18 protein-coding genes are annotated in these 17,018 nt (G+C 35.9%); 10 read left to right on the forward strand and 8 right to left on the reverse strand.

Annotation, left to right across the window (positions count from 1 at the left end):
- Positions 1-575: 575 nt before the first annotated feature.
- Entirely contained in the window at positions 576-1,922 is a 1,347-nt protein-coding gene (locus tag ACFX4R_RS10125; RefSeq protein ID WP_043981901.1) for an MFS transporter, read from the forward strand.
- 285 nt (positions 1,923-2,207) lie between these two features.
- The gene (locus ACFX4R_RS10130; protein WP_340447586.1) at positions 2,208-3,176 is read left to right on the forward strand and encodes an extracellular catalytic domain type 1 short-chain-length polyhydroxyalkanoate depolymerase; all 969 of its coding nucleotides are present in this window, start codon (positions 2,208-2,210) and stop codon (positions 3,174-3,176) included.
- Between the two features lie 136 nt (positions 3,177-3,312).
- Here the strand turns inward: ACFX4R_RS10130 and ACFX4R_RS10135 are convergent, their stop codons facing one another.
- Positions 3,313-3,468, reverse strand: a complete 156-nt coding sequence (locus ACFX4R_RS10135; RefSeq protein WP_016763750.1) for an aspartyl-phosphate phosphatase Spo0E family protein — start codon at positions 3,466-3,468, stop codon at positions 3,313-3,315.
- Between the two features lie 326 nt (positions 3,469-3,794).
- On the opposite strand from ACFX4R_RS10135, the gene ACFX4R_RS10140 reads away from it, so the two are divergent.
- A complete protein-coding gene (locus ACFX4R_RS10140; RefSeq protein WP_162214052.1) occupies positions 3,795-4,241 on the forward strand; it encodes a hypothetical protein in 447 nt (148 codons plus the stop codon).
- Positions 4,242-4,312: 71 nt separating this feature from the next.
- Here ACFX4R_RS10140 and ACFX4R_RS10145 read toward each other — a convergent pair whose 3' ends face one another.
- The gene (locus tag ACFX4R_RS10145; protein WP_013082747.1) at positions 4,313-4,453 is read right to left on the reverse strand and encodes a hypothetical protein; all 141 of its coding nucleotides are present in this window, start codon (positions 4,451-4,453) and stop codon (positions 4,313-4,315) included.
- 510 nt (positions 4,454-4,963) lie between these two features.
- Between ACFX4R_RS10145 and ACFX4R_RS10150 the strand changes: the two genes are divergently transcribed.
- Positions 4,964-6,415 (forward strand): NADP-dependent glyceraldehyde-3-phosphate dehydrogenase, encoded by a 1,452-nt coding sequence (locus ACFX4R_RS10150; protein ID WP_043981906.1) that lies wholly within the window; start codon positions 4,964-4,966, stop codon positions 6,413-6,415.
- Positions 6,416-6,521: 106 nt separating this feature from the next.
- Here ACFX4R_RS10150 and ACFX4R_RS10155 read toward each other — a convergent pair whose 3' ends face one another.
- Positions 6,522-6,818 carry a hypothetical protein gene (locus tag ACFX4R_RS10155; RefSeq protein ID WP_013082749.1) on the reverse strand — a complete coding sequence of 99 codons (297 nt, stop codon included), beginning with the start codon at positions 6,816-6,818 and terminating at the stop codon, positions 6,522-6,524.
- Between the two features lie 490 nt (positions 6,819-7,308).
- Here ACFX4R_RS10155 and ACFX4R_RS10160 point away from each other — a divergent pair, with 490 nt between their 5' ends.
- Both ACFX4R_RS10160 and fsa read left to right on the forward strand, forming a co-directional pair.
- Positions 7,309-7,818: a hypothetical protein gene (locus tag ACFX4R_RS10160; protein ID WP_025749002.1), complete on the forward strand. Its 510-nt coding sequence runs from the start codon at positions 7,309-7,311 to the stop codon at positions 7,816-7,818.
- A gap of 60 nt (positions 7,819-7,878) precedes the next feature.
- Positions 7,879-8,547 (forward strand): fructose-6-phosphate aldolase, encoded by a 669-nt coding sequence (fsa, locus tag ACFX4R_RS10165; protein WP_013082751.1) that lies wholly within the window; start codon positions 7,879-7,881, stop codon positions 8,545-8,547.
- Between the two features lie 63 nt (positions 8,548-8,610).
- Here the strand turns inward: fsa and ACFX4R_RS10170 are convergent, their stop codons facing one another.
- On the reverse strand, positions 8,611-9,504 hold the full coding sequence (locus tag ACFX4R_RS10170) for a hypothetical protein (protein WP_043981908.1): 894 nt from the start codon (positions 9,502-9,504) through the stop codon (positions 8,611-8,613).
- A gap of 302 nt (positions 9,505-9,806) precedes the next feature.
- Between ACFX4R_RS10170 and ACFX4R_RS10175 the strand changes: the two genes are divergently transcribed.
- Positions 9,807-10,331 (forward strand): DinB family protein, encoded by a 525-nt coding sequence (locus ACFX4R_RS10175; RefSeq protein WP_043981910.1) that lies wholly within the window; start codon positions 9,807-9,809, stop codon positions 10,329-10,331.
- A 189-nt stretch (positions 10,332-10,520) separates the two neighbouring features.
- The gene (locus ACFX4R_RS10180) at positions 10,521-11,576 is read left to right on the forward strand and encodes an aldose epimerase family protein (protein WP_043981911.1); all 1,056 of its coding nucleotides are present in this window, start codon (positions 10,521-10,523) and stop codon (positions 11,574-11,576) included.
- 60 nt (positions 11,577-11,636) lie between these two features.
- Here ACFX4R_RS10180 and ACFX4R_RS10185 read toward each other — a convergent pair whose 3' ends face one another.
- Positions 11,637-11,762: a hypothetical protein gene (locus ACFX4R_RS10185; protein WP_013056562.1), complete on the reverse strand. Its 126-nt coding sequence runs from the start codon at positions 11,760-11,762 to the stop codon at positions 11,637-11,639.
- A gap of 65 nt (positions 11,763-11,827) precedes the next feature.
- Positions 11,828-12,250, reverse strand: a complete 423-nt coding sequence (locus ACFX4R_RS10190) for a CBS domain-containing protein (protein ID WP_013056563.1) — start codon at positions 12,248-12,250, stop codon at positions 11,828-11,830.
- Positions 12,251-12,496: 246 nt separating this feature from the next.
- Here ACFX4R_RS10190 and ACFX4R_RS10195 point away from each other — a divergent pair, with 246 nt between their 5' ends.
- Complete coding sequence (locus tag ACFX4R_RS10195; RefSeq protein ID WP_043981912.1) at positions 12,497-12,961, forward strand: hypothetical protein; 465 nt, start codon at positions 12,497-12,499, stop codon at positions 12,959-12,961.
- 178 nt (positions 12,962-13,139) lie between these two features.
- Here ACFX4R_RS10195 and ACFX4R_RS10200 read toward each other — a convergent pair whose 3' ends face one another.
- Positions 13,140-14,372 carry a cytochrome P450 gene (locus ACFX4R_RS10200; RefSeq protein WP_377569494.1) on the reverse strand — a complete coding sequence of 411 codons (1,233 nt, stop codon included), beginning with the start codon at positions 14,370-14,372 and terminating at the stop codon, positions 13,140-13,142.
- 267 nt (positions 14,373-14,639) lie between these two features.
- On the opposite strand from ACFX4R_RS10200, the gene ACFX4R_RS10205 reads away from it, so the two are divergent.
- A complete protein-coding gene (locus ACFX4R_RS10205) occupies positions 14,640-15,536 on the forward strand; it encodes a TetR/AcrR family transcriptional regulator (RefSeq protein ID WP_043981916.1) in 897 nt (298 codons plus the stop codon).
- Between the two features lie 264 nt (positions 15,537-15,800).
- On the opposite strand, the gene xylR is transcribed toward ACFX4R_RS10205, so the two are convergent.
- Positions 15,801-16,958, reverse strand: coding sequence for a transcriptional repressor XylR (gene xylR / locus ACFX4R_RS10210; RefSeq protein WP_028408895.1), 1,158 nt, complete (start codon positions 16,956-16,958; stop codon positions 15,801-15,803).
- Positions 16,959-17,018: the final 60 nt, after the last annotated feature.

Below are 17,018 nucleotides of genomic sequence, written 5' to 3' on the forward strand. Positions count from 1 at the left end.
AAATTAAGGTCGCCAATGCAACAAAATTATAGAGCATCCATGGCTGTATATATAATAAGAGATAAAATTAAAATTCGATAATTATCTTAAATTTAGGTTAGAGCTTAGTACAAGTTATGTTTATTCTACATATTATGTAAATGTAAGCAGCTTACACTCACAAGTTGATAAGAGTATTTTCTTAACCATGTTCTCATTTAAAGAACATGGCTTTTTTTCTGTTTGTCATATAAATTAGAAAGCCGAACTTTGTAAAATTTTTGTATAAATAATTAGAAAATATTATATTTTCTAATAAATCAATAGTACAATATATAAATGGAAGGGAGGATTAACACTACATATGTAATAGACAGCCGCCGCTTTTAAAACCACTTATTTTATTATCTATAGATGATACTGAAATGAATTATCCAACCTTTTTTAAGCGCTCTCATTATATAAGTAATTGGTTGAACAGGTTTTATAGAAAGCAATACAATCTAGCTGTTTAAAAAGATTTGCTGGTAAATTACTTGCTACTTCATATTACAGGAGAACCAACATTAAACACTCAAAGAAAAGAGGGATCACTCATGGCTCATACCAGTGAAGCTACAAACAACAGGCGTGTTACAAGTAATATTTTTAAAGGATCTGTTGGGAACTTAATTGAATGGTACGATTGGTACGTTTACTCTGCTTTTGCCGTCTATTTTTCATCGCAATTCTTCCCGGAAGGTGATTCAACAAGTCAGCTGCTTAACACAGCGGCAATCTTTGCCGTCGGTTTCTTAATGCGTCCAATCGGAAGTTTATTAATGGGACGCTATGCGGATCGATATGGTCGTCGGGCTGCGCTTACCTTATCTATTACCATTATGGCGAGCGGTTCTTTTATTATCGCCTGTACTCCTAGCTATGGCACAATAGGGTTATTATCTCCAATTATTCTAGTACTAGCGCGTTTGCTGCAAGGAATCTCCTTAGGAGGAGAATACGGAACTTCTGCAACTTACCTTTCTGAAATGGCAAGCAGGGGGCGAAGAGGATTTTATTCAAGCTTTCAGTATGTGACGCTTGTTGCTGGTCAGCTGGTAGCATTAGGTGTTCAAATTATTCTGCAAAACGTTCTTAGTGAAGCAGATATGATTTCATGGGGCTGGCGTATTCCTTTTGTCATTGGAGCAATCGGCGCGCTAAGCGTTTTATGGTTGCGCCGTACAATGGATGAGTCAGAACAATTTTCTAAAATGGACGCTGAAAGCCGTGAAAATGCAGGGACAATTAAAGCACTTATGAAGCATCCTAAAGCGGTGTTGACCGTTATTGGCTTAACATTAGGAGGAACGGTCGCTTTTTATACGTATACAACATATTTGCAAAAATTTATGGTAAACAGTGTAGGACTAGATAAAGGGGTCGTAAGCTGGATTAACTTCTGTGCACTGCTTGTATTTGTTGTCATTCAGCCAATAGCAGGTATGCTATCAGATAAAATTGGACGCAGACCGCTGTTAATGAGCTTTGGTATTTTAGGAACATTATTGACTGTACCGCTGTTTCTTTTTATGAAACAAGCACATAACCCAGTCATGGCTTTTTTATTAATGACAGTTGGACTTATCATTGTAACAGGCTATACATCTATTAACGCTATTGTAAAAGCTGAGCTTTTCCCAACAGAAATTCGAGCTCTTGGTGTAGGATTACCGTATGGACTTACAGTTGCCATATTTGGAGGCACAGCAGAATTTATCGCCCTATGGCTAAAAAGTATTGGCCATGAATCAATTTTCTTTTTCTATGTAGCAGGGTGTATTGCCATCAGCTTTCTTGTTTATTGGCGTATGGGAGAATCCTCTAAAGATTCATATATAGAATCTGAGCTCAAGAAAGAGGACAAAGGAGACAATGTACCGCCAAATAATATCAGTTTTTAATTTTGGTTAAATAAATAATCGTTTGATAACATAAAAAAGGACGGGCTTTTATAGCCAGTCCTTTTCTAGTATTCCGCGCGTATACATGTATTAAACGTACTAAGTGACTGTTCTTGCTATAGAATTCTTTTTTCTATAGTTTTGCATTATGAATTTGTACGACTAAAGCATGAAGAGGAAAATAATTAAAGGCATATAAAAAAGATCAGCGCCATAATAAAAGGATTATTTTGTGATATAACGAAATAGAGAGTATACATCAGAAATAGAGAGAGGGTAAACTTCGTGAATACTTTATGTTCCTTTTTTATGAATCCAGTTTTAAGCGCTTCAACGTTTTTAATAGAATTACAGAGTGCGTTCTTTCGTCCTATTTGGAAAGAGTATAATTATGATGATTACTTTACCTACAAGGTATATGTTCCAAGTACATATACTGGGTTAAGTAAAGTACCATTAATCGTTATGCTTCATGGATGTCAACAAGATGCAGATGATTTTGCTGCGGGTACGGAAATGAATAAGCTAGCGGAAGAAAAAGGCTTTATTGTTCTTTATCCTCAGATGAATTACTTTGCTAATTCCAACGGGTGCTGGAATTGGTTTTATGAGTATAACCAGTTTCGCGGCAATGGAGAGCCAGACATAATAAAAGATATGATTGATCACATAACTGCTAAATATGCGATTGATTCTACTAATATATACCTTGCTGGTATGTCAGCTGGAGGCTTTATGGCAAATGTGATGGCTATTGCTTATCCTGATGTATTTAAAGCGGTAGGCATTCATTCAGCAGGCAGTAATGCTTATGCTGTAGATCTCATCACAGCTGGAGAAGTCATGCTATATGGATCTCTAAATCCTGAACTTGACGGTGATGAAGCTTATAAAAAAATGGGACCTTATGCACGGCCTGTTCCCATCATTACGTTTCACGGTCAATCAGATACAACAGTCAACCCAATTAATGCGTCTACATTAATTCAACAGTGGATTTATACATATAAGTATTTCGGTATCGACCTACATGAAAATGCAGCTCCTTATACTTCAAGGGAAAACGAAAATCACTATAGTTACATAACGTATGACTACGTAGATACAGAAAATAAAATGTGGATGAAAAAAATTATGGTAGAGGATATGGGGCATGCATGGTCAGGAGGAAATGACAATGGATCGGATACTGATTCAAAAGGTCCTAATGCTTCAAAAATGATGTGGAATTTTTTTGAAGCCCACAATGATTAAATAGAGCACGAAAGAGAGATCACAATATGCTATTAAATAACATTAGCCTTTTATTTTTTTGAAACGAATAATCGTCTACCAACAGTAAAAAAGGATCTTATTGAAAGATCCTTTTTCTGTTATCAGCCAGCATTTCTTAACAAGTAGCTTCAAACCGATTTAACAATACATCTAGATCCTGACTAATTTTAATCGTATTACTACTTGTAAACCCTTCTTCTAGGGCAATCATCATCATCATTTTTCGTATAAATTCTATCTTTATCAGCAGTAGTCTACATTTGAAACACATTAAGTTTCCTCCGCTTGCCACGTCATTTTAAAGGCTTAAATTGTTGAATCATTTATGTAAAAATGGTTCCAATCTAAAAATAGAACCTAAAAAATATAGTAACAAATAGCTAGTGTCGAAGTCTGTCGTATTTTGAATTCAGATATTTTCATTTAAAAAGAATTAACTTTTAAACGTTTTGCTGGAAGCTGTGCTCTGTCTTAATCATGATTGTTCCACCGGTTGTAAAGAACTCACGGAGTAAAAGAGCTTACTCTGTTTTGCGGACATAGGCATAATCCGATTACATTTAGGCATGTTAACATAAGAAAGGAGAATTTACTAATATGCCCAATGTCATCAGAATTCTTCAATTGTTTCTTCCATGGATCTCCCTTGTTTTTATGCCGAAAAAATCAATGAGAACCTATTTTCCCGCTTCTCTTTTTGCCTCATCGTTAGTAATTGGAATGTGCTCATTAGCTATTCCTTACAAGTGGTGGAGTGTAAAAGGAGGGTGGAAAGGGAAAATTTTAAACGATAGCAGTTTTATTTTTGGCCCCTTTTTAGTAGGGACACTGTGGATCTTTCATTTTACGTTTGGTAGCTTCAAACGATTTTTCTTCGTTAATTTACTAATGGATTCACTATTTGCTTTTCCGCTAAGTTACTTGTATCAAAAATTGGACTTATTTAAGTTAGTTAACTTTAAACCAAAACATATCTTTTCTTCATTTATTAGTTTCTGTTTAACTATTTATGGCTATCAGGCGCTGATAAATAAAGATAAATGATAGGTGAGGGCCGTTTTTAACCGCTATAGACTTTGTAAAAAGCGCAACAAAAAAGCGTCTGTTAAGACGCTTTATATATAATACATATACTGCTCTTCTTTATTAACATTTGTGGTTTCATGGATTATTTCTTCCGGGATATTGGACGTCCGATTAGTAAAAAGCATAAACAAAGCAATAATTGATGCCGCAAAACCTAAAGTAACAATCACAATAAATCCCTCCCTTTAGAATATATATTCTACTTTTATCTTCATTTTCCTATATTTATTATATACCCTTATTTTATTTTCTCAACACATAGAACAAAAAGAGTAGTGCATCTCCTCAATATCTCCCTCAAAATAAATATAATCAAGGGAACTTAAAACTCCCATTTTCCCTAAAAAAGTAGGAAGCCATAAATTTTTTGTATGGGGGACATAAATCATTAACATTATTAATCGTTGAGATAACTTTTTTGTATTGTACGAATGAAAGAAATTTATATATATTAAAAATACAAAATATTCATTAAATTATATGATGCTTTGGTTTTGAGTCGAAAAGAGAAAAGCTGCTGCTTTAAAGGCAACAAGTTTAAGGAAGTTACAAGCGATATAAAAAGTTATAGAAATGGATGTATCTAGAATTCTTTTTGCTCAGATATTCACAGAGTTTTCATTCGTAAAAAAGACTGAAAATTTTGATAATAATTTCACTTTTATTAAGGGGGACTTTTTATGACAACAACGGTATTAAATGTATCAACTTATTCTTTTTATCTTAACGGTGAGTGGAAAGAAAGTAAATCAGGGCAGACAATTGACATTGTTTCTCCATACCGTCATGACGTGATTGGAAAAGTGCAGGCTATCACAAAAGAAGAGGTCGATGAAGCAGTACATGCCGCGCAAAAAGCTCAGAAAGGGTGGACAGAAATTTCTCTGCAAGAACGTGCCAAGTATTTATACAACTGGGCGGATGAGCTGGTAAGAATGCAGAGTGAAATTGCCGAAATTATTATGAAGGAAGTTGGAAAAAGCTTAAAAGATGCAAGGAATGAAGTAGTGCGCACAGCAGATTTCATTCGCTATACAGTTGAAGAAGCCCTTCATATGAACGGAGAAAGCATGAAGGGAGATAGTTTTCCTGGCGGTTCTAAGTCTAAAGTTGCTATTGTTGAACGCGTACCTTTAGGGGTTGTACTCGCAATTCCTCCTTTTAATTATCCGGTAAATTTAGCAGCTGCTAAACTAGCGCCTGCGCTTATTTCAGGAAATGCAGTTATCTTCAAACCTGCAACGCAAGGAGCGATCAGCGGTATTAAGATGATTGAAGCTCTTCATCAAGCAGGTATTCCACAAGGTCTTGTAAACGTCGTGACGGGCCGCGGATCTGTTATTGGGGATTATTTAGTTGAACATAAAGGCATTAACATGATTTCATTTACCGGGGGAACAAATACGGGTACTCAATTAGCTAAAAAGGCAGGCATGATTCCTCTTGTACTAGAACTTGGAGGAAAAGACCCGGGTATTGTATGTGAAGATGCAGATTTACAAGAAGCAGCAAAACATATTATAAGCGGAGCATTTTCTTATTCCGGTCAGCGCTGTACAGCTATTAAACGTGTACTTGTGCATGAAAAAGTGGCAAACGAGCTCGTAAATATTTTAAAAGAAGAAGTACATAAACTATCAGTCGGTTCTCCTGAAGATGGATGTACGATCGTTCCATTAATTGATAGCAAAGCAGCTGACTTTATTCAGATTTTAATTGCAGATGCACTAGGAAAAGGTGCAACAGTTGTGACTGGAAACAAGCGTGAAGGAAACCTTATCTATCCTACGCTTTTAGATGACGTGAATGATACTATGCGCGTAGCATGGGAAGAACCATTCGGTCCTGTGTTACCAATTATCCGCGTCGCTTCTGATCAAGAAGCCGTTGATATAGCAAACGAATCAGAATTTGGCTTACAAGCAAGCGTTTTTACAAAAGATATTAATAAAGCCTTCTCAATTGCAAATAAAATTGAAGTGGGCTCCGTTCAAATCAACGGCCGTACGGAACGCGGCCCTGATCATTTTCCTTTTATTGGCGTAAAAGGATCCGGTATGGGTGCTCAAGGTATTCGTAAAAGCATTGAATCCATGACTCGTGAAAAAGTAACGGTATTAAACCTTCAATGATTGAATTCCAAGAGCTCTCCAAATCGAGCTAGTCGAGTGTAGAGAATCTCATGGAAAAAAGCCTGTGCTCCAAAAAGCACAGGCTTTTAAACGTTTTATTTACCTATCACTCGATTCCGTCTTTATAGTTCTTATGCCAGTTTTTATCACCTTTGTGCTCGATATCCTCAACGGTTTTTTCAAGCTCTGACATAATGAGTGTTTTTACTTGATAAATGGTATCAAAAAAAGCTTTCTCTTCATCCGGATTCGGCTTTATTTTGGCTGCTGCCGAAATATCAACATATCTGCGATGTTCAGTTGTTAATTTATCAAGCGCATCAAAAATATGAGAGGTCAGAACAGCAACCTCCTTATGATTATCAGGCAGCTTTTCTTTTAATGTTTCAATTCTCTTATCCATGTTAAAGTCCCCCTATAACGTGTTGTATTTATGTAACTTTCCCACTAATAAAAATGAATAACCTTAAATAGCAAAAAATCATGGGAATTAGCACGTGAAACAAAAGTATACTACAAGATATCATGTTAAAGTGAAAAAATGGTGAAACGAATGAGTATATTTTTCCAGAAAGGGTATGTAATAAAAGTCGTTTTTTTGGAAAAGGTAATTACCTTAAGAAACTTTGAAGCACGTAATCAACATAAAAGTTCCTCTATTTTTAATGAACAATGACCTTTTTTGACTACTTTTTACGATTTCATGACTTTTTTTGGATGAATTTGATTGTTTTTGATGATTTTTCGAATAATCTGATATATAATGAAAGCGTAAACAGTAAAACATGTCGGTTGGTTAAGAAAAACATCCACAAAAATGGGATTCGTTATTACATAAAATCAGACCTCTGTTTTTATAAAAATAAATAGAATTTGAGAAAAGGAGAATGAGGATGGACATATTGGATGCAAAAGTAGTGAATACAAAGTATGGTTTAGAAACATATCTGGATGTATCAGAAAGCGTAGAAATAAAAGAAATTCATATGCCGAGTTCAGAGAACCAATCTCATAAAATTAAATTTGGAATCAAGTATTTTCTTTTAAGAGAAGGAAAGTATTACGATAGCCAAAAAGGTTATTTTTGGCTTTGTATGAATCACGATTTTAGCAGCCTTATGCTGAGTGAAACGGAAACAGAGAGTTTGTTTGCAGTTAAAAGTGAAGAAGAAAGAGAAGCAACAAAAACGCTGTTAGCAGAATGGTTTATCCAAACGAATGCGTACAAAGAAGTCATCAACGAATGTATCCATCAGATTAAAACGGAGAATATTCGTACAGAAGAAGACATTGAAGACCGAGTGGACGCTATACAATTTTTAGAAAAATTAAAGGTATTAACTGCAAAAGAGATTGAAAACGCTTCTATAGAAAATCTATATGCCCTTCAGCAAATCGGCTAGACTATAGTTCGCGCAAGTTGAAATGCAGATTGATGTATAACAATAAGGGGGAATAGTGAGATGAAATTTTTTATTGATACAGCAAACCTTGAGGATATTAAGAAAGCATACAAAGTAGGTGTTCTAGCTGGTGTGACAACCAATCCATCTTTGGTAGCAAAAGAAGGCGTAAGATTTGAAGACCGCATCGAAGAAATTCTTCAAATGGTACCGGAAGTTGAATCCGTCTCCGCTGAGGTAACGCCTGACGCACTTTCTGCTGAAGACATGATTGCTCAAGCTGAAGAACTGATTAAAATTAACGACGGAGATAAAAACATTACGATTAAGCTGCCTATGACATTAGCTGGTTTGGAAGCGACGCGCTACCTTGCTAAAAAAGGCGTAAAAACAAATGTAACCCTGATCTTTACAGTAAACCAAGCGCTTTTAGCAGCTCGTGCTGGAGCGACGTATGTTTCTCCATTTTTAGGACGTCTTGATGATATTTCAGAAGACGGAGTACAGCTGGTATCTAAAATTGCTGAGTTATTCCGCGTTCAAAACATCGACTCTCAAATTATTGCGGCATCTGTAAGACATCCGGATCATGTAACGCGTGTAGCACTTGCAGGAGCTCATATTGCCACAATTCCATACGCTGTTATTGAGCAATTAGCAAAACATCCGTTAACTGACCAAGGAATGGAAAAATTTGCAGCAGATTGGGAAAAAGCAGTTAAAGCTTAACAAAAAGTCATATCAATAAAAAAAGCTTGGAGTAAGCATAGCTTATTCCAAGCTTTTTATCGTTTAACTAACTAGTTTCTTTTTACGTAAACGCTCTAAGCGTCGCTGCACGCTATTTCTCGAACGCCCGAGCAGCTGTCCAATTTCTCGCTGATTGCGCTTTTCCTGATAAAACATACGCCACAATCTGGCATCTTCTTCTGCTGTCCACTTTTTATGCTCGTATTTAGGGCGCTTTACATAGTCTAGTTTTCTTTGTTCATTCACCCACGCTGGTTCTGGAATAAGCGTATTTTTAGGTATTTTAAAAAAGTTAAGGCACGATTTATTTTGTTCAGCCCAATTCCAAAAAGATTGAATGTCAATTCCCATAAATGTTCTGGTCTTGGCGATGATCATTTTGTACGATAGATTCTCTTTATGAATCCACTTGTAAATTGTATGAACATCTACTTCAAGGCAGGCTGCTAGTTCACACGCTGTAATATGTCCTACGTGTGCTTTGGCTCCATACACTTCTAAACGGTTCAACCTCGATTCTAGCGCTTGCACACTTCGCTGTAATTTAGCTGATATGTGTGAAAGAGGTTTTACCCCGTAATACCTTAGCAAATATTCGTCTTCTTGCAGCGTCCATCTTCGCATCGCCGTTTTTCGTGTTAGTCCCAAAACTTTTATGCGCGTAGCAATAGAAGAAGGACTCCTGCCTAAGGAATGTGCCATTTCACGGTTATTCATGATATCAATGTTCTCCTGCAAAAAAGCATCTTGTTCAAGCGTCCATTTTTTACGTAAAGCTGTATCCGAAGCACGAAGATTTAATCGAGTAAGTCGTTTATTAACCGATTCCTTGCTTCTATGTAAATACTTACCCATCTCTTGAAGCGTCATAGCGCCATAGTGTTGGATAAGAAATCTATCTTCTTCTTTTGTCCATCGCTTTTGATTTTTACTCACTGTTGTCTCACTCCAATCCACACGGAAAGTTCAAGATGAAAAAGCCTCTAGTAATCTATTTTCCGGATGAGCAATATCTATTCAGACTGATACTCACTGCGTTTTAGCCTATATATATTTTATCATATTTCTAGAGAAAAACCAAACGTGTGTTCTTGTTTTTGTTTTAGTCATCATAAAAGGAATTAGAAAAATAGTTGGCACCTTTAATAGAAGCGAATTATGGTAAAATTGACTATAATCTCTAAAGGATTTACATAACTGACAGCTCAGCATCATTACGTTGAGAAAGGGGAATTGATATGAATTTTAATTTAAAAGAAGCGATTGAAATACTTGAGCATACGCCACAAACGCTTGAAAAACTTTTGTCGGGACTATCTGCAGGGTGGCTGCAATGCAATGAAGGAGAAGGAACGTGGAATACCTCCGAAGTCATAGAACATTTAATAGAAGCAGAAAAAAACAATTGGATACCAAGGCTAGAATTTATCCTTCAAAAAGGAAAAGAGGGAGCTTTTCCTCCGTTTGACCGCTATGCCCATTTAAACAAGGAATCTGCTAATTCTATTGAAGAGAAGCTTCTTGAATTCAAAAAGGTAAGAATACAGAATTTACATCAACTAAAGCTGCTAGTTAAGCATGAAAAGCACCTTGAAGTGAGAGGAGAACACCCTGAGTTTGGGGAAGTAAAAGTCAGAGAGCTGCTCTCGACTTGGGTTGCTCATGATTTAACCCATATTGCGCAAATTGTTCGAGTAATGGCAGAACGATACAGAGAAGATGTAGGACCTTGGGAAGAATACTTAGGAATACTAAAGAAATAGCAATGACACACAGTGGCCAGCCTTTATCATTCAAGCTTGAATTAAGAAATGTACACGATTACAATAAAATGAGAATAATGAAGATTCAGGAAGGATTGCAGAGGGAACTATAACAACATATCCGATGTTTATAACATGTAGGGTCCGTTAAGCAATTTACGAATAAAAAGAGGATTGGACTGATTAAAAGTGAAAGTGAACTCAGAGAAATTTGGCGAACTAAACAATCAAGCTGTACATGCTTATACCTTATTAAATGATGAAGGGCTTAAAATCACCTGCCTTGACTATGGATGTGTAATATCAAATATTGAAATGCCGGATTCTGAAGGGAAGATTGAAAGTGTTGTATTGGGATTTGATTCAATAGAAGAATACCAAAAGTATTCTCCTTATTTCGGAGCTGTGGTTGGACGCGTAGCAGGGCGTATAGGTGGAGCATCGTTTGAGCTTAATAATGAAACTTATCGTCTAGAGAAAAATGAAGGAAACAATCATTTGCATGGCGGAAAAGAAGGATTTAGTCATAAAATATGGAATGCCAAAACTATTGAGACAACTGATCATGTAGGTGTTGAATTTACATATGTAAGTAAAGACGGAGAAGAAGGGTATCCCGGCAACCTTGAAGTGAAAGTTACGTATACATTAACGAATAAAAATGAGTTCCATATTTCTTATGAAGGAACAACAGATCAAGACACTCTTATCAATTTAACAAATCATACGTATTTCAATTTAAGCGGAAATCTAAAAGAAACGGTCTTGGATCATGTTTTGAAGATGAAAAGTAACGAATTCTTAGAGTTGAATGATGATCTTTTACCTACTGGAGAAACGCTAAACGTCACAGATACTCCATTTGATTTTAGAGAAGGACATAGTCTCAAGGAAGGTGTGGACTCTACACATCCGCAAAATATATTAGTGGGTAAAGGGTTCGATCATCCATTTCTTTTAGAAGCAGAAGCTGAAAATCAGATGTCATTATTTGATCCTGCAAGCGGCCGCAAAATAGAAGTCAAAACGGATCAGCCTTCAGTTGTTCTCTATACGGGAAATCATCTAGACGAAGAATTCGAAATTAGAGGGGTTCACTCAGAGAAATACCTCGGTGTTTGCCTAGAAACACAAGGTTTACCAGACGCTATTCATCATAAGCATTTTCCTTCTTGTGTATTAAAGCCCGGTGAGAAGTATGAAGCATATACTCACTATACATTTATAACTGATCGCAGCCTGTAACAAAACGGGATGATAAAAAGGATTACAAACGAGCCTCTGCCGATTGTAATCCTTTTATTGTTACTTTTTCTTTTGGCTTTTTGCACGATTAGCGTCAAGCTCAGCCGCATATTCTTCTTGAGACTTTCCTTGCTTTTGACTCTCAGACTGAATCTTTTTAAATTTGTTATCGTTTAAATTTGGCATGTTAGCACCTCCTTGCAGACAGGGTTATTTTGTACAAGCATTAAGGATTTATATGCTGAAAAGTTTTAATGAACTTGGTTAGAAATTTCGCTTAATGCTGCACCGGCTTCATCAACATATACGTTCACTGTCGCAAGGTCGCCGATTGCACAGATTCCAACCATATTATTATTCTCCACTACAATAATGCGGCGAATTTGATGGTCAGCCATCATACGTGCACACTCGTGAATATCCGTATCCGGAGAACACGTAATTACATCTTTAGTCATACAATCATGGCAATGCACAGTGTTGCAATCTTTTCCATCCGCCACGCAATTTAACACGATATCACGGTCTGTGATCATTCCCATTACTCGATTTTCTTGACACACCGGCACAGAACCACAATTAATATCACGCATTAATTTTGCAGCTGCTGTTACTGGGTCGTGCGGTGCACAAGCTTTCACATCTTTAGTCATAACTTCACGTACTGTAGTCATTTTTATTTCCTCCTTTTAAACATTCACCTCCGTATTTTCTCCATGCACATGCAGAATATGAGACTCAATAATTTCCTAAAAGCAAAAAAGTACAGGATTAAAATAAAGAAAGGAAAAAATTTTGTAACAAAAGGCGAATAAAAGAACTAACGCAGTGTAATAAGCACATAAAAAAGAGCCTATTACACAAACTAAAGAGGATATGATCTAGCTTACATTTTCGTAACGGCAGGAGTTGGGTACATAATGAAAGGAAAGTTAACGCTTTTGGCAGTACTTTTATTGCCTTGGCTGTCTATAGTAAAAGTTGATAAATTTGTCTTTAAAAGATACCTACCTGTTTTAACGTTTAGTTCATTGGTTATTGCTTTTATCAGTGAGTTATCTAAAAGCTTTACTTGGTGGAAAGTGAGAAAACCTCTTTTCCCTAAACTTGCAAGCGATATATCTTTTATCTTTGGCCCATTTTTTGTAGCTAATTTTTGGGTATTCAAGCTGACCTATGGAAATTTTAAAAAATATTTGCTGATTAACGTTCTATTTGATTATCTATTTGCTTATCCTTTGACGAGTCTGGCAGAAAAACTAAAGGTATACAAAATGGTCAACATGACGCGTTTTCAACTTTTTATCATCTCGATTGCGACTGCTCTTATTAATTATTTGTATCAGCATTTTATAGAAGATGCTTTAAGGCAGAGAAGGCAATAGCTGATATTTCGTTAACCAGCTCATCGCCACTTATATTTCGGTACTGTCAGCTTTAAATCGTATTAAAGCCCTCCTAAACTTGGTACATAAGTAGTTAAACGAGATAATAAAAGAAAAGAGAAACATGAGAGAAGATAAACCTCTTTCACGTTTCTCTGCTTTGTCATGCACATAAACTTTATCTGTACACCTTCATCGGCAAATACGTTAAAGATTGCCCCGTAGCTGAAGAAGTTAAATGCGATTCTAATTCAAAATCTTCAAATGGTTCGATATGAGAAAAGGCCTCTAAAAATGCTTCTAATATGATTTTCATTTCAAGTCGGGCAAGAGGGGCGCCCAAACAAAAATGAGGTCCGTTTCCAAACGTTAAGTGTTTTTTATTAGTTTGGCGGTGAATGTCTACAGAAAAAGGGTTTTCAAACATATTCTCATCCATATTACATGCACTCATCCACGCAATAACGACATCTCCTTTTTTTAGCTTAACGCCTAATAAATCGTTATCTTGTTTAACCGTCCGATCTCGTCTGGAGATGTGAAACCGATATCGAAGCATTTCTTCTATTGCTTTTGGAGCTAATTCTCTATTGTTTCTCAGCTCGCTGTATAACGACTCGTCGTCATATAAAAAAGAATAAAACATATTTGCAATGGCGTGACTTGTGGTTTCAACTCCTGCACCTAAAAGCAGCATGGTAGCGTGTACAATTTCTTCATCTGTGAATGTTTCACCATCAACTTCGGCTTGAATTAAGTCTGAGATAATATCATCAGAAAGGTTGGAGCGCTTTTCAATGACAATCGGGTAGAGGTATTGAAAATATTCAGCTCCTGCACGCTGCTTTTCTTGTTCAATCTCTTCTAATCTTTCTTGGTCATAAGGCTGAAACAGAATATCTACCCATTTTTTGAACTGATATTGGTCTTTTACCGGTACACCGAATAAATCTGCTATAACTAAACTAGGAAAAGGAGAAGATAAATCGTCAACAATATTAATAGTTGAATTCTTTTGTATGGCTTCTACAAGGTCTGCTGCAATTTGTTTGATTCGCGGTTCCCAGTTCTTTAAACTGCGAGGAGTAAAGGCTGCAGCAAGCAAAGATCGCGCTTTCCGGTGGTCAGGAGGATCTAAGTTTGTAAGATTGGTAATTGGAGATGTGCTTTTTTTCTTACTATTATCCCCAACAAAAATAGTGGTTCTTTGCCCATCGCTTGAAAAGAATTCGTAGTTGCTCAAGACTTGTTTAACATGGTCGTATTGGAATACATTCCATGTGTTTGTTTCTTCATGAAAATAAACAGGGTGGTTGTTCAGCATTTCTTTATACCATTGGATAGGGAAAAACTCTTCTGCACGTGATTGGAATTTTGGAATTTCTGTAACGGGAATGACTTCTTTGTTCATATGATCTTATTCCTCCTTCAGAATAGGTATAAATTTGGAATTTACTAGCTACATAGCGCTTAGTAGTTGTCACTTGCTAGATAAATAGTTGCTTTGTTTAATTAACATATACTATTAGTACATTTTTATACCACATGTATAAAAATGTACTAATAGTATATAATTATTTTTATTTATTTATCAAGGAAAAAGGATAAAATTCACGTAGGAAAAGGCAGATAAGTTATACTAAATAAAAAGTAAATTGTAAACAGAGGAGTAGCAGCAATGAACCAAAAACAGCTCGATATTTTAGGGCATACGCACCAGCTTTTTATGGAAAAAGGATACGTAGACACTTCGGTACAAGATATATTAGAAAGAAGCGGTATTTCAAAAGGAACATTTTATAAATATTTTTCATCTAAAAGCGAACTCCTTCTCTCATTACTTTCGTCTTTGCAAGAATCACTTATTCTCCAAAGAGAAAAAGTAGCCATTGAATATAAAGGAGACAATCAGAAGGTATTTGAAGAACAGATAATTTTTATGCTGAACTTTGCAGAGCAAAACAAAATTCCTGAAATGATTGAAAGTACACTCATTTTAAATGAGATCAAAACATTTCAATATATAGAGGAGTTAAAAACAGCAACATTCAACTGGATATATGAACGTTTGCAGCAGATTTTCCCGTCTAAGACTTTTCCTTATTTATTTGATGGAGCTGTGCTGCTAGAAGGAATGCTTAACAATATATTTAAAATGAATAAAGCACTAAACTATCCATTGCCTATTGAACAAATTGTCCGTTATTGTATGAAGCGTATAGAGGAGATCGTAATCGAAGTAGCAGAACAAAAAGAACAGTTATTTAATCCTTCCGTTTACTCTGCGGTATTTAATGAGAAAACAGAAAGTCATTTTTCGACTGAGCTTATGCGCGTAACCGCGAAGTTAAAACGGGTGATTGAAAATAAACTAACAAATGAAGAGGAACAAAAGAAGAGTCTGGAATTTGTGACGTTTATATCTGATGAATTACTGCAAAATGATACGGAGCCTCGCACATTTATTATTCAGAGTTCTCTTTTATCGCTAGAGAAAATCAATACTCTCGCACAGACCAAAGAGTTAGAGGAATATAAAGAAGTCATAACTACTCTGACAAGACATGCTTCATAATGTGAAAAGCAGGTAAATTAACCCAAAAGGCAAGACTCTCCGTAGTTTAGAAAAGAGCAGGTTGCCAATAACATATAAACAGCCAGTTGCCGTTATGATAGGTGACTGGCTGCATGGGATGAAAAAGGTGGCGGAGACAGACATAACACTCTTATTAGAAGAGGGTAATTCTTTCCCTTTTATAGAAAATCAATTAATCGAAAATAGCTGCTTCATTCTTAAGATCAAACGTGATATAGTTTGCTAACCTTTGCGTTCACTTAACTAACTTATAGGGGTAACACTTAAAAAAGAATCAATAACGATAGAAACCGCTCCTAAAGCAGGTGCATTTTTTCCTAACGAAGAAGGCAATAGTTCACATTTATTGTCTAAATGAGAATGGACTCTAGAAGAAACTTCGTTTTTAATCGTATTTAAAACAATGGGATGAGATTCAATTATATGATTTCTCAAGATAACAGCTTCTACATCAAATGTATTAAGAATATTGGTTAATCCAATTCCGATATAAAAGCCAAAGTTTTGAAGTGCATTTAACATTTCTACATCATTTTTATTTGCACGTTCCACAATCTCTTTTCGAGAAATATTCTTTTCTTCTTTAGAGAGCGAAGCCAGTAACGCTTTTTCAGAAGCATATAATTCCCAACAGCCCCGATTTCCACAGCTACATTTGGGGCCATTAAAATCTATCGTCATATGACCCATTTCCCCAGAAAAACCCTGAACACCTTTATACAATTCGTTGTTAATAACAAGTCCAGTTCCAATTCCGACATTAATACTGATGTAAACGATGTTTTCGTAGTTTTTTGTCATACCAAATACTTTTTCACCGTATGCTCCTGCATTAGCTTCATTTTCAACAAAAACCGGAACATTAAACTCACTCTCAATTAAAAACTGCAAATCTTTGATATTCCAATTTAAGTTAGGCATAAAAATAATTTGCTGATGACGATCTACAAGACCTGGAACACAAATCCCTATTCCCACTAGACCATAAGGGGACTCAGGCATATGGGTTACAAAACCATGAATAAGTGCAAATAAAATCTCTTTTACTTCACTAGCAGAAGAACTAGACAAGTCAGAAGTCTTCTCAAGAATAATATTTCCTTCTAAGTCGGTTAGAATTCCGTTAAGATAGTCGACTCCTATATCGATACCGATCGAATAGCCTGCATTCTTATTAAAAACAAGCATTACAGGTCTTCTGCCGCCTCTGGATTGCCCTGCCCCAATTTCAAAAATAAAATCTTTTTCAAGCAGTGTATTTACTTGAGAGGAGACAGTAGACTTGTTTAATCCTGTAATCTCAGAGAGAGTTGCCCTGGAGATAGGGGAGTTCTTTAAAATTTCATCTAATATTAATTTTTGATTCATTTTTTTTACTAAAGCTTGATCTGCAATTTGAATAATAACCACTCCTTTGTTTATCTATCGAACTAAGTTGGTGTTTTTTGAAGCTTGAATTAG

This window comes from Priestia sp. YIM B13490 (assembly GCF_042787735.1).
GTDB classification, from domain to species: domain Bacteria; phylum Bacillota; class Bacilli; order Bacillales; family Bacillaceae_H; genus Priestia; species Priestia megaterium.